The organism is Akkermansia sp. RCC_12PD, from assembly GCF_036417355.1.
Taxonomy (GTDB): domain Bacteria; phylum Verrucomicrobiota; class Verrucomicrobiia; order Verrucomicrobiales; family Akkermansiaceae; genus Akkermansia.
Window position 1 is genome coordinate 2,236,476 of sequence record NZ_CP143889.1, and the last position, 11,776, is coordinate 2,248,251.

The window sequence follows — 11,776 nt, forward strand, 5'->3', positions numbered from 1 at the left end:
GACGAAAATAGATAGAACCAGGTGAATGTCATGTCTGGAAACCTAGCTTCCATGTTGCGTTTATTGTTGTGGTGCAGCCTCGGCTTGCCGGGGCTGCCTGCCTCTGTTGCCCAGGATGTCGTTGTCTCCGGTGAACCGAATGTTGACCTGGCCGGCCTGTCCGATGAGGAAAGGAGGAAAATGATTCTGGCCATTTCCAGGATGGAAATACTGGAGCGGCTCATGCAGGAGATTTTTTTCCTGGAAACCGAAAAAACCGGAGCGGGAGCTAGATTGTTTGGTCTGCTGAAGTTCAAGCTTGCCTCTGTTTCCGGCAAGGTTTTGGAAGCGTGTCCCGACGATTACCGGCAGGCATTTCAGGCCTGCATGGAAGCTGGCCGTGACTTTGTGCGGCAATTTGAAGGAGTGGAAATGGAAGAGCCGCAATTTCACAGGGAATATTCCCGGTACCAGGGCAAATGCCGTGCCATCATGCAGCCTGTCAAGTCCAAGTACAGGCTGGAGGAAGCCCTGGCTGACCCCATCATATTCCTTCGCCGGGAGATAGACCCTTTCAGGAAGGACAAGGCGAAATTGCTGGAGCGCTTCAAGGTTTTGAAAAGACAGGTGGAGCAGGAAACATTCACATTCCCGGAAATAACGGAACAGGAAAGGGAAAAATTTGGAATGAGAATGATTCTTTATTGATTTTTAAGGGTATATTTGAAACATGTAGGGACCATGAATGTTATAAAACTTGTTTTGCTGGCAGGGACGGCTGCCTCCTGTCCGTTGGGTTCGGCGGGAAACAGGGATATCATGGAACCGGATATGGCCAATGTGGATGAGGAGATGGAGGGATTCCGGAAATCGCGCATGGCCATCGTGAGGTATAATGTGCTGCTTGAATTGTGCTGTAGGATCGTTTCACTGGAATTGAAGGAACATCCGCGGCTGCCTGATGGGAAAATCAAGTACAGGAAAATGTGTGACCTGATTCCTCAATCGATTCTGGCACAATGTCCCGCAGATTTTCGGCAATCTTATGTGGAGGTCCTTGAAGGTATAGAAAAAAATCTAAGTGATAATATTTCATGGGGGGGAACTCCGGAAGGCAAGGAAATGTTCTCCAGGCTGGAAGAGGCTAGGAAACGGTTTAGTGACCAGTATGACCTGGAACCTTTAATGCGTCCTTTGATTGATTGGCTGGACGGTCAGGAAACTCGCCGGGAAGGAGAAAGCCCTCAGGAATATCTGAAACGTCTCTACCAATTAAAGAGTGATCTTGAATCCGGGAAATGGGTTATTCCCGAAGGTTTGCCGGGAGAAAAGCCGGGACCGGAATGCATGAAATCGGTCGCCGGACAGTAATTGCCCGGGAAACGGCTGATGCCTGAAAGGCGTGAAGCATGCGGGGAAAAAGAAAATGCGGGGACGTAGTGACGGACCGGGAATTGGATTGGCGGCGGAAAATGGGGGCAATCCCGGATTGGCATTTCTCTTGATGGATGTTAAAATAAAAACAGTGATGAATTTATGGAAATGGATTCCCGTGGCGGTGGTGTCGTGCTGTTGCAGTTTTGATACAGGATATGGCCAGGACATCGCGGCGCCGGATATGCCTGATGTGGATGAGTACCGGAAAACGCCGGAATTTGAGAAAGATCGCCTGGCCATAGCCAGGCAAGCGATCATAGGGAAATTATGCTTGGAGATTGCGGGAATGGAATTGGACATGCAGCAGAAGGCCTTGGATGAGCGTCTCCTATTGCAGACGATGATGGAACTGTGGCCTGAGAAAACGTTGGACGACTGCCCGCAGGACTTCCGTGAAGCATGGTTGCAGAGCAGGAAAGTATTTAAAATGTGGTTGAAGGATGACAACGCATGGGAGGAAACGGAAGAAGGCAGGGACGTGATGCAGCAGCTGCAAGACTCCATGAAAAGGGTTGAGGAAAAATATGGTTGCCAGGTTTTGGAGCAAGCCGCCGACAAATGGCTGGAGGCCAATGGTGCGGTAAAAAAGGAGGGAGAAACGCCGGAAGAGTACCTAAAACGTCTGAATCAGTTGAAAGAGGATATTTATTCCGGGAAATTGGCTGTTTCTCCTGAATTGTTGAATCAAGAAGACGAGTGGAAAGATGAGGAAGAGTAAAAAGCGGACATCTGTCCTTATATTTGTCAGGTCAAATAAGCCATGAAGCTGGTAAAATGGTTTCTTGCGGCAGGATGGGCATGGTACTGCGTTGTCAGTCCTGTCCGGGGACGGGATGTAGGGGGTGCGGAGAAGATGAATCCGGATGTTCCGGACAATTTGGACCGGCGGCAAATGAAGGATCGGGAAGCCATACAGCGGTTCATGATCGCACTGATGCTGGAGCACATGGTTCTCAAATGGAGCCGGAAAGATGCTGAGCATGATGTTGAGGCCATGAGGCGTGAAATGGCTTCTTTTCCGATCAAAGCCCTGGACAGGTGTCCGGAGGATTTCAAGGAGATATGGAGGGATATTCTGTTTACAAGCATCAGGGAAAAGGTTCCTCTGAAGAAACTGCCCGCGGACGATCTGAAAAAGCTGGAATTTCAGATGAGGGTGTACATGGATAAATACAATCTTCAGCGGTTTGCGTCTTCTCCCGCCTTGTTGAACTTCGTGCTCCTCACCTTGAATCCGCGGAACATTGGTAATCCTGACAAAAAGGACTGGAGCAGGCGTGCGGCCGGTCTCCGTGCCCGTCTTGAAACCGGGAACCCTCCCGTGCCTTCCGTTGAAGAAATGATGGAATGGTCCGGGAATTGGGAGAGGAAACATGGATTCGGCGGAGAGGACCCCTGGGAGGATGACGGGGAAAACGGTTATAATACGCTGCTGTGGTATGTTTTCGGATTATATGGAGATGAAGATGAGGAGCAGGACGATCCTTTCTCCTGATTCCCGTGATCTATCATGATCCCCTGCCGGAATGGAATCTCCATCCGCGGAGCCGTTTTTTTCAGGTTAAGTCTTGCCAGGGCAGGGGGCTTGGGGCCATAATCTGAAAGTTTCACAACCGCACGCACAGCCATGAAAGTAATCGTCATCTACGGCAGCCCGAATGATAAGCCCTTTATGGAACCCGCCCGCGAATATTTCGCACAGGAAGGAGTCCCTTATGAAGAAACGGTTTTGTCCGCCCACCGCGACCTTCCGCAGCTCATCAAATTCCTGGAGGATCTGGAAGCCAGCGGGGAAAAGGCCGTCATCCTGGCCGTGGCCGGCCTGTCCGCCGCCCTTCCCGGAGTGGTCGTCATGAGCTGCTCCCTGCCGGTCATCGGCGTACCGGTTCCCGGAGGCCCCCTGAACGGCATTGACGCCCTGCTGGCGATTGCCCAGTGCCCGGGCGGCGTGCCCTGCACGACGGTAGGCCTGCACAAGAAGACTCCCGTGAACGCCGCCATGGCCGCTCACCGCATTCTGAAGCTGGCGGGGCTGTAAGTATCCACTCTTTCCCCTTCCGGCTGATGACTTCTCCTCCGTCACAGGAAATCGTGTTGGACGAGCAGGAAATTTCCCGCGCGCTGGAGCGGATGGCCCACGGCATCGTGGCCCGCTGCGCCGGGGAACCGCTCGCCATTGTCGGCCTCCTCAGCCAGGGGGACATCATCGCCCGGCGGCTGGTGGACAAGGTCAAGGAACTGGGCGTGGACGCCCAGTACGGCGCCATTGACATCTCCCTGTATCGGGACGACATCTTCAAGCTGGAGGCGCGCCCCTCCCTCCGCTCCTCCAATCTGCCCTTTTCCACGGACGACATGAGGGTGGTACTGGTGGACGACGTGCTGTACACGGGCCGCACCATCCGCGCGGCTCTGAACGCCCTGTTCGACTACGGCCGCCCGGCACGCATTGAACTGGCCTGCCTGATTGACCGCGGCGGCCGGGAAGTCCCCATCCAGCCGGATTACACGGGCCACGTGCTGGACCACGCTGGAGCCAAGGTCGTCGTCAGCATGAAGGAGGCCGACGGCGTGGACCGGGTGGTCATCTCCGGCAAATAGACAGTTTCAACCCATTCCCTGACTTTCATGAATCCCCGCAAGGACCTACTCAACATCTCCTCGTTGACCGACGAGGAAATCCATACGCTGCTGGATTCGGCCGGACCGATGAAAGAGCTCTTCACCAAAAGCGTCAAAAAGGTGCCTGCCCTGAAAGGGAAGTCCGTTTTGACGCTTTTTTATGAACCCAGCACCCGCACCCGCTCCTCCTTTGAGGTGGCGGCGGAACGCCTGTCTGCGGACGTGACCAACTTCACCGTATCTACCTCCTCCGTGGTGAAAGGGGAATCCGTCCAGGACACGATCGCCACGCTCCAGGCCATGAAGGTGGATTACGTCATCGTGCGCCACTACAACAGCGGCCTTCCGAACGTGATCGCCCGCCATACGAACGCCAGCGTGGTCAATGCCGGGGACGGGGCGCATGCTCATCCCTCCCAGGCCTTGCTGGACTCCTTCACCATCCGGGAAATGTTTCCGGACGTCCGGGGCAGGCGGGTGCTGATCGTTGGGGATATCCTGCATTCCCGCGTGGCGCGTTCTACCTCCATCCTGATGAAAAGGCTGGGGATGGAAGTGGCCTACCTGGGACCGGGCTCCCTGGTGCCGCGCACGGAATATTCCGGCATTCCCCGCTTTTCCGATTTCAACGAGGCCTTTGCCTGGAAGCCGGACGTCATCTATCTGCTTCGGGTTCAGAAAGAGCGGCAGGACGCCCCCTTCTTCCCCAGCGCGCGGGAGTACAACAAAATATACGGCGTCACGGAGGAGCGGCTGAAACGCATCTCCGATGAAGGGCTGTACATCATGCATCCCGGCCCGGTTAACCGCGGTGTGGAAATCTGCGACCTGGCAATGGACTATGAGCGCTGTCTGATCAACCGCCAGGTGGAAAACGGAATCGCCTGCCGCATGTCCATCCTGTACCATCTCACTCCCCAAACCCAGCATTGATCCTTCATGAAAACTTCCGTACTTATTCGCAATGCCCGGATGGCGTCCGGCTCCTGTCCGGCGGATATTCTGATTTCCGGCGGGGTGATTTCCGGGAAGGCCCCTGCCGGAACTCTTTCCGCAGACTCTGCTGAAACAGTCATTGATGCTGCCGGCAAACTGGTTCTTCCCGGCCTGTTTGACATTCACGCCCACCTGTGCCAGCCCGGACGGGAAGACAAGGAACGCATTGCCACGGCAACGGCGGCGGCCCTCCACGGCGGCGTGACCGGACTGATGGCCATGCCGGATACCGCCCCCGTGATGGACAATGCCGCGCAGATCACCACCTTCATGGAAATCTGCCGCACGGACGCTTTGGTGGACGTCATTCCCTCCGGCTGCCTGACCAAGGGGGACGGCGGTGAAGAGCAGGCCTCCTACGACTCCCTGCGGGCGAAAGGCGTGCGTTTTATCACGGACGGCGACCGCGCACCGGACAACATGTTGCTGCTGTACCGCGCCATGCAGTACGCCAGCAACCTGAACCTCACCTTTGCCCTGCGCGGGGACGTCCCGGCCCTGACGGCCAGGGCCGCCATGCATCCCGGCACCACTTCCTACCGCCTGGGGCTGGCGGGCTCCCCGTCCTGCGCGGAGGAAATCGGTCTGGAAACGATCATCCGCCTCTCCGTGGACACGGGCAACTCCCTGCACGTGCAGACCGTCTCCACCGCCGGAAGCGCGGACATCCTGCGCCGCTGCAAGCCGGAAACGGCTGGATTGAGTGCGGAAGTGGCCCTGCATCATCTCCTGTTCACGCATGAAGACGTGGGCTGTTACGACACCAACTATAAGACCCTTCCGCCTCTGCGCGACCGGAAGGACGTGGACGCCCTGATTGAAGCCGTGAATGACGGCACCATCGACTGCATCGTCTCCGACCACACGCCCTGCACGCCATTCTCCAAGCTCCAGGACTTCGTGGTAGCTCCGCAGGGCATGATTGCCCTGGATACCTTCCTGCCCGCCATCTACCAGTATCTGGTGCAGACCGGCAGGATGTCCTGGGAAACGGTTGTTCGCGCTTGCAGCGACGCCCCCCGCAGGCTCATGGGGCTCCCCCCCGTTTCCCTGGAGGAAGGCGTCCCGGCCAATCTGGTGGTATTTGATCCGGAAGGAGAGACGCCCGTCACGGACGAAACGTTGCGCAGTCGCGCCCGCAACACTCCCTTCCTGGGCAAAACGCTCCAGGGAAAAGTGGAAGCCGTAGTCTTCGGAGAGCAAACCTACCTCTTTTAAAGGGAAGCGGAGAGTTTTTGTCGTCTATCAACTATTAACTAAACTGCCCTTGCAGCCTGTTGCCCGCGTCAGCACCTGTTATCCGGAAAAATTCGGCGTTCCGCGTCAGAGCGGGCTGGTGCCCGGTGCCCGTGCACGGCTGGTGTTTGAGCCGCAATTCCGGAATCCTGAATCCGTGCGGGGACTGGACGGATTCTCCCATTTGTGGCTGCTTTGGATATTCAGTGAAAACCTGAGGGAAGGCTGGAGTCCGACGGTTCGGCCTCCCCGCCTGGGCGGTAATGTGCGCATGGGGGTCTTCGCCACGCGCGCCCCGTACCGTCCCAATCCCATAGGACTGTCCGCCGTCAGGCTGGACAGGGTGGAAATGCATTCCCGGGACGGTCCTGTGCTGCACCTCTCCGGCGTGGACTTGGTGAATGGCACGCCCATTCTGGACATCAAGCCCTACGTGCCGCAGGCGGACTGCATCCCGGAGGCTTCCGGAGGATTCACGTCCTCCCCCTTTCAGCGGCTGGAAGTGGAAATTCCGCTGGAGCTGGCCGCCTCCGTTCCTCCGGAGGAACTGGCGGCGCTGAAGGATACGCTCTCCCTTGACCCGCGGCCGCAGTACCAGGACGACCCGGAACGGGTATACGGCCTTTCCTTCTCCGGCTGGGAAATCAAATTCAGGGTGGAAGGCGTCCGGCTGTACGTACTTGCGCTGAGTTGAAAGTGGTAGTTAAAAGTTAATAGTTGATGGATAGCAAAAACTTTCCGCTTCCCCTTTAAAAAGGTAGGCCGTTCCGATATAGGGGGCGCTCTTTCCGGAGATTTTTCCTTCCGGAACGGGGTTTTGTTTTCCGTCCCGCCTTCTTATGGTATTGGACGCTTTCCGTAACCCCTGACTCCGTGTTCTTTCATGGAATGCCGGGAAGTGGCGCCTGCCGGGAAGAGGACTAGTCGCATATGCATTATAGTTGTCGCCCTTGTGGCGCTCCTTGTGTACATCTTCCTATAGAACCGGCGTGCCACGCTTATTCCTTCGATTGCCGTTCTTGTCGTTCTCATCTCCACCTTATGCCGGTTTCCTGTGCCGGAGTTCACGCCGGACACCCTCTCCAGGTTGAGCCTGGAGATGGCACCCTGTGCACAGATTGGCCTGGGGATGCTGGCGGGGTGGGCGGCCAAAATGCCATCTTGATCGTGGAATTTGCCAATCTGGAAATGCAGCGCGACAAAGGCCTGATGGAAGTCCCTCCGGCGATCGCCCTTCTGAGCCTGCGGCCCATTCTGATGGCTTCCCTGGTTTCCATTCCGGGCTGCATTTCGCTGATGATCTCCTCCGGTTACGGAGTGCTGACATGAAACGCCAACGGTACAGTGGTCGTCATCGGCATGGGGGTATAGGTGGGCCTTTTGCTGATCTCGTGTTTTTATGTATTCGTCATGAATCTGTTCCGTATCAACTTCTCCCTGAATGAATTGAAGGAGGATCGGATGAAACGGGAACGCGGGAATACTTGGCTGCGCACAAAAGCGATGTTCCCTAAAGCTGACGGTGAAAAAGGCATTGTGCCCTGTTCCCTCCCGGGAAGAGGAGGAAATAAGGCCTCTTTCCTTCCGGCGGGCAGTCCGGCGGAAGAATTTTTCCTGAATCATCCTGCGGAAGGTGTGAAGGCGTGGATGGGATATGAATCGTGCCGGACTTGCCTTCCCAGGCAGTGGGGAGTAAACTTTTCCACCAAGGCGGGGAAGCTGTTCCTGTCCGGTTGAGAGGAATGAAAGGCGAGCGGCACATAATTGAAGCATTTGAAAAAAACTTCCGTGATTACGGGGAATTGGGGGCATCCGTTTCCATTTGGAAGGAGGGGCGGGAAATTGTTTCCCTGCACTCCGGATTTGCCGTGGCGGATGAAACGCGTCCGTGGACGGAACGTTCCCTGGTGCCCGTTTACTCCGCGACCAAGGGACCCGCTTCCGCAGCCCTGCTGCTGGCTCTGTACCAGCAGGGAGCCTCCCCGGAGATGAGCATGGGGGAACTGTGGCCGGAATTCCCGCTGCCGTATGCTACGATTGCTCAGATGATGTCCCACCAGTGCGGTTTGGCCGCTTTCTCCCGTCAAGCTGATGTATTCGACCATGAAGACTGCGTGCGCGCCCTGGAGGAAACCACTCCCGCGTGGCAGCCTCCCGAACACGGCTACCATCCGCATACCTACGGCGTCATGCTGGACGAACTCATGATCCGCCTGACCGGGGAGCGTCTTTGGGCATACTGGGATGAATACATCCGCCGCCCCTTGAATCTGGACTTCTTCATCAGGCTGCCGGAATCAGAATTCAGCCGGGTGGCTGTCCTTTACCCCGGCAAAATGGACATGTCCAACATGGGAACCCCGTTCTATCTGGAATACATGAAAAAAGGTACGCCCGTGAACCGTGCGTTCAACACCCTGATTGGCCTGAACAGTGTGCGGCAAATGAACACTCCGGAAGCGTGGACTTCCGGAATGCCTGCCTTTGGCGGGGTGGCTTCCGCTCGTGGCATGGCTCAATTTTACCAAGCCTGCCTGGGCCTGGATGAACTGGAGGTATTCCCGGAAACCGTGCGTGGCTGGATGAAAGAAATGGTGGTTGACGGGCCGGACCTGACCCTGAAAACGCCTACCGCCTTTTCCTGCGGATTCATGCACGACCCCGTGGACCTTTCCACGGGCCGCAAGCTGCGCCATCTATTCGGTTTCGGGGGCTTCGGCCATGCGGGGGCAGGCGGCTCCCATGCCTATGCCGACCCGGAATACGGTCTGTCCTTCGGCTACGCCATGAACCGTATGGACTTGAACGTGCTCCCCGGAGTGAAAACCCGGAACCTCATCAGTGCGGCAATGAAGGAAATCCATGAAGATGGGGGCGATTTTGACACCTGATTTTTCAGGCGGGAAGAAGGCTCTTCTTTCTACTTTGCGGTTGCTCCGCTATCTGCCTTGTTGAGCTTCTGTCTGGCCTTTTCATGGTCCTGTTCGGCAGCCTTGCGGTACCATGTCAACGCTTCCTTCCGGTCCGGTTCGATTCCATGGCCTCCTTGATCATAGATCAATCCCAAAGAGTATTGGGCGTCCGCATCTCCCTGCCGGGCTGCCTGGAGGAACCATTTGGCCGCCTCCCGATAATCTTTTTGGACGGAATCTCCATTAAAATACAGTGCTCCTAAATTTTTTTGAGTATCAATCTCATTTAGCAAAGCGCTTTTGATCCACCATTCCCGTGCTTTTTCAAAATCCTGTTGGAGGTTGTTTCCTCCCAGGACATATAAATTGTCTAAATTGAGCAAGTTGGATGTATCTCCCTGTTCAGCCCGGATAGTCAGGTATTTGGCTGCTTTCCCGTAATCCTTCTCAAGTCCGGGGCCGCCAAGCATGTACAATTGTCCCAAAAGATCAAGGGATTCCCGGTCTCCTTCGTCTGCCAGCGGCTGTATCCATTTGACCGCTTCTCCATAATTTTTTTCGAGCCCCGGCCCTCCCGTCATATACAGATACCGCAAAAAGGGAATTGCTTTTTTATTTCCATGCCTGGCGCTGAGTTGAAACCATTTTTCCGCTTCCTTCCAGTTCTTTTCCAATCCCGGCGTTCCATTCATGTACAATTCTCCCAGGATGCACATGGAATCCGGATTTTTCTGTTCAGCACTGATTAGTAACCATTTAAGAGCCTTCTTTTCATCTTTTTCCATGCCCGGCCCCCGTCAGGTATAGCTGTCCCAGAAGGAACAAAGCTTCCTGTTGGCCTTGCTGCGCACTTGACTGGAACCATTTGGCCGCTTCCTTGTAATTTTTTCTACGCCCAGTCCCTGCATGTAAAGGCCCACGAGATTATACTGGGCAAGGGGATGGTTCTGCATGGCGCTTGCTTTCCAATGTTTGAACGCTGCGTGCTCATTGCGTTCCACGCCTTCCCCTTGGATGTAGAGAAGCCCCAATTCGTTTTGAGCTCCGGCATGGTGTTGGGCAGCGCTTTTCCGCAGCCAGCGAACGGCCTGCTCTGCGTCTTTTTTGACGCCACTGCCGGATTCATATGCTTTGCCGAGTAAATACTGGGCTTCCGGAGAATCCAGATTCGCAGCTTCAAGGATAAAGCGGTATCCTTCCTTTTTATCCAGAGGAGCTCCCTCAATGCCGTGAATATAGAGTTGCCCCAGCCTTAACAGTGCGTCCCTGTCTCCCGGCTGCATCTGCTGCTTCAATTGGCTGGCATCAGTTCGCAATTGTTGTATTTGCGCGTATTTTTTTGCAGCTTGAACATTTCCCATTTTGGCTGCGTGGCTGAAGCATTGTTCGGCTTTCTCCATGCTTGCCAGAGGATTATCTTTTTTGCACAATAAAAGATAGAAATTACCCATCTCCGTGTAGTATTCAGGATCCTTTGATTCCTTGGCTGCCTGCTCCAGATATTTCAAAGCAAGAGGGACATTCCTTTCCACTCCTTCTCCGTTGATATAAGCCAGAGATAAGAATTTCAGGGCGTCTGCATGGCCTTACCGGGAAGATTGGCGGGCCAGTTCAAGAGCCTTTTCCATATCTTTTTTGATTCCCAATTTTCCATGATAGGTAAAATAGGCCAGGTTATACTGACAATCTGCATCTCCTGATGAAGCACCTTTTTTCAGGGCTTCGATGGCTTTTTGCATGTCCTTTTGGCAACCGAATCCTTGATAATAGCAAGTAAAAAGAGTGAAATAAGCATGAGGGTCATTTTGTTGAGCTGCTTTTTCAGCCCAGAAGAACGCTTTATCATAATCTTTTGGGATGCCATTTCCTCTTCCATAGCAGGTGGCCAGGGAAGATTGGGCAGACGGGTCTCCTTGTGCTGCCTTTATTTCCAATTCTCGGATATGTTCTGGAGAATAGGCAGGCTTTTCCGATTGAGCCTTCTTGGGCGGGATTTCTTGGACTTTTACGTGTACAGGCTGTGCGGCCAGAGAAAATTGGCTCATACAAAATGAGATTACCAATAAGATCATGATAGATGCTTTCATACAGTGATATTCTGGAAATTAAAAATCAATACGTACTCCTGCAGAAAATACCCCGTCGGAGTCTTTTTCTGTTATTTTTTCTTCTCCCTTCAAGTAAAAAGATACGTTGTCATACGGTTTATACTCTACGCCTCCTTCAATTTTTATGAAGGCAGGCGGTACTTTTGGTACGATATCCTGATTTACGCTTAATAAGGCATGGTAACGTATTTTACCGTCTTGGCTAGAACCAGATGATTTAAGTGAAGCTAAACAGGCAGCTTTGAGAGGATTGGGTGAAAGATCCTGTAATGTAACAGACGCGTCAAAGCTTAAACTTTGAGCGATCTTGGTTGTATAATTCAAGCCTACAGATGGAACATACCGCTCCTGGCTGAAGCCATCTTCCCAGTTGCCGCTGAACGTCCCATTTAGAGTCAATCCCTTCAGTATTTCCCCCGACTTTATATGAAGTGAGCCCTTGCATTTATCATCTTCCTGCTGTTTCCAATTCACCCGATGCAGAAA

At 54.2% G+C, this 11,776-nt stretch carries 16 protein-coding genes and 1 pseudogene; 12 read left to right on the forward strand and 5 right to left on the reverse strand.

Features of this window, described 5'->3' with window-relative positions:
* The first annotated feature begins 30 nt into the window (after positions 1-30).
* The 12 genes from V3C20_RS09460 (at position 31) to V3C20_RS09515 (ending at position 9,161) form a co-directional block, all read left to right on the forward strand.
* A complete protein-coding gene (locus V3C20_RS09460) occupies positions 31-687 on the forward strand; it encodes a hypothetical protein (RefSeq protein ID WP_149875605.1) in 657 nt (218 codons plus the stop codon).
* Between the two features lie 33 nt (positions 688-720).
* The gene (locus V3C20_RS09465; protein ID WP_130084518.1) at positions 721-1,350 is read left to right on the forward strand and encodes a hypothetical protein; all 630 of its coding nucleotides are present in this window, start codon (positions 721-723) and stop codon (positions 1,348-1,350) included.
* Between the two features lie 31 nt (positions 1,351-1,381).
* Positions 1,382-2,134, forward strand: coding sequence for a hypothetical protein (locus V3C20_RS09470; protein WP_130084517.1), 753 nt, complete (start codon positions 1,382-1,384; stop codon positions 2,132-2,134).
* Positions 2,135-2,176: 42 nt separating this feature from the next.
* Positions 2,177-2,911 (forward strand): hypothetical protein, encoded by a 735-nt coding sequence (locus V3C20_RS09475; protein WP_130084516.1) that lies wholly within the window; start codon positions 2,177-2,179, stop codon positions 2,909-2,911.
* A 132-nt stretch (positions 2,912-3,043) separates the two neighbouring features.
* The gene (locus V3C20_RS09480; RefSeq protein WP_067573659.1) at positions 3,044-3,454 is read left to right on the forward strand and encodes an AIR carboxylase family protein; all 411 of its coding nucleotides are present in this window, start codon (positions 3,044-3,046) and stop codon (positions 3,452-3,454) included.
* A gap of 26 nt (positions 3,455-3,480) precedes the next feature.
* A complete protein-coding gene (pyrR, locus tag V3C20_RS09485) occupies positions 3,481-4,017 on the forward strand; it encodes a bifunctional pyr operon transcriptional regulator/uracil phosphoribosyltransferase PyrR (protein ID WP_130084515.1) in 537 nt (178 codons plus the stop codon).
* A 27-nt stretch (positions 4,018-4,044) separates the two neighbouring features.
* The gene (locus tag V3C20_RS09490; RefSeq protein WP_067573654.1) at positions 4,045-4,971 is read left to right on the forward strand and encodes an aspartate carbamoyltransferase catalytic subunit; all 927 of its coding nucleotides are present in this window, start codon (positions 4,045-4,047) and stop codon (positions 4,969-4,971) included.
* A gap of 6 nt (positions 4,972-4,977) precedes the next feature.
* Positions 4,978-6,252 carry a dihydroorotase gene (locus tag V3C20_RS09495; protein ID WP_130084514.1) on the forward strand — a complete coding sequence of 425 codons (1,275 nt, stop codon included), beginning with the start codon at positions 4,978-4,980 and terminating at the stop codon, positions 6,250-6,252.
* A gap of 49 nt (positions 6,253-6,301) precedes the next feature.
* Positions 6,302-6,964 (forward strand): tRNA (N6-threonylcarbamoyladenosine(37)-N6)-methyltransferase TrmO, encoded by a 663-nt coding sequence (gene tsaA, locus V3C20_RS09500; RefSeq protein WP_130084513.1) that lies wholly within the window; start codon positions 6,302-6,304, stop codon positions 6,962-6,964.
* Between the two features lie 473 nt (positions 6,965-7,437).
* A complete protein-coding gene (locus V3C20_RS09505) occupies positions 7,438-7,599 on the forward strand; it encodes a hypothetical protein (RefSeq protein WP_161994011.1) in 162 nt (53 codons plus the stop codon).
* A gap of 81 nt (positions 7,600-7,680) precedes the next feature.
* Positions 7,681-8,007 (forward strand): hypothetical protein, encoded by a 327-nt coding sequence (locus V3C20_RS09510; RefSeq protein WP_130084511.1) that lies wholly within the window; start codon positions 7,681-7,683, stop codon positions 8,005-8,007.
* Positions 8,008-8,012: 5 nt separating this feature from the next.
* Positions 8,013-9,161, forward strand: coding sequence for a serine hydrolase domain-containing protein (locus V3C20_RS09515; RefSeq protein ID WP_130084510.1), 1,149 nt, complete (start codon positions 8,013-8,015; stop codon positions 9,159-9,161).
* 29 nt (positions 9,162-9,190) lie between these two features.
* Here V3C20_RS09515 and V3C20_RS09520 read toward each other — a convergent pair whose 3' ends face one another.
* From V3C20_RS09520 to V3C20_RS09540, 5 genes and pseudogenes are all read right to left on the reverse strand, one after another.
* Complete coding sequence (locus tag V3C20_RS09520) at positions 9,191-9,898, reverse strand: tetratricopeptide repeat protein (protein WP_330935447.1); 708 nt, start codon at positions 9,896-9,898, stop codon at positions 9,191-9,193.
* Positions 9,899-9,916: 18 nt separating this feature from the next.
* A pseudogene (locus V3C20_RS09525) lies at positions 9,917-9,970 on the reverse strand (hypothetical protein); the annotation flags it as partial.
* Positions 9,971-9,979: 9 nt separating this feature from the next.
* Positions 9,980-10,753, reverse strand: coding sequence for a tetratricopeptide repeat protein (locus V3C20_RS09530; protein WP_275124804.1), 774 nt, complete (start codon positions 10,751-10,753; stop codon positions 9,980-9,982).
* Between the two features lie 15 nt (positions 10,754-10,768).
* Complete coding sequence (locus V3C20_RS09535; protein WP_161981402.1) at positions 10,769-11,254, reverse strand: tetratricopeptide repeat protein; 486 nt, start codon at positions 11,252-11,254, stop codon at positions 10,769-10,771.
* A gap of 33 nt (positions 11,255-11,287) precedes the next feature.
* The gene (locus V3C20_RS09540) at positions 11,288-11,764 is read right to left on the reverse strand and encodes a hypothetical protein (protein WP_130084506.1); all 477 of its coding nucleotides are present in this window, start codon (positions 11,762-11,764) and stop codon (positions 11,288-11,290) included.
* Between the last annotated feature and the right edge of the window lie 12 nt (positions 11,765-11,776).

Excerpts from the sequence above, each read along its gene's own strand:
- V3C20_RS09495 (WP_130084514.1), top strand. The coding sequence starts at position 4,978 with ATGAAAACTTCCGTACTTATTCGCAATGCCCGGATGGCGTCCGGCTCC.
- V3C20_RS09510 (WP_130084511.1), top strand. The coding sequence starts at position 7,681 with ATGAATCTGTTCCGTATCAACTTCTCCCTGAATGAATTGAAGGAGGAT.
- V3C20_RS09465 (WP_130084518.1), top strand. The coding sequence starts at position 721 with ATGAATGTTATAAAACTTGTTTTGCTGGCAGGGACGGCTGCCTCCTGT.
- pyrR (WP_130084515.1), top strand. The coding sequence starts at position 3,481 with ATGACTTCTCCTCCGTCACAGGAAATCGTGTTGGACGAGCAGGAAATT.
- V3C20_RS09535 (WP_161981402.1), bottom strand. The coding sequence starts at position 11,254 with ATGATCTTATTGGTAATCTCATTTTGTATGAGCCAATTTTCTCTGGCC.
- V3C20_RS09475 (WP_130084516.1), top strand. The coding sequence starts at position 2,177 with ATGAAGCTGGTAAAATGGTTTCTTGCGGCAGGATGGGCATGGTACTGC.
- V3C20_RS09480 (WP_067573659.1), top strand. The coding sequence starts at position 3,044 with ATGAAAGTAATCGTCATCTACGGCAGCCCGAATGATAAGCCCTTTATG.
- V3C20_RS09520 (WP_330935447.1), bottom strand. The coding sequence starts at position 9,898 with ATGTGCATCCTGGGAGAATTGTACATGAATGGAACGCCGGGATTGGAA.
- V3C20_RS09490 (WP_067573654.1), top strand. The coding sequence starts at position 4,045 with ATGAATCCCCGCAAGGACCTACTCAACATCTCCTCGTTGACCGACGAG.
- V3C20_RS09515 (WP_130084510.1), top strand. The coding sequence starts at position 8,013 with ATGAAAGGCGAGCGGCACATAATTGAAGCATTTGAAAAAAACTTCCGT.
- V3C20_RS09460 (WP_149875605.1), top strand. The coding sequence starts at position 31 with ATGTCTGGAAACCTAGCTTCCATGTTGCGTTTATTGTTGTGGTGCAGC.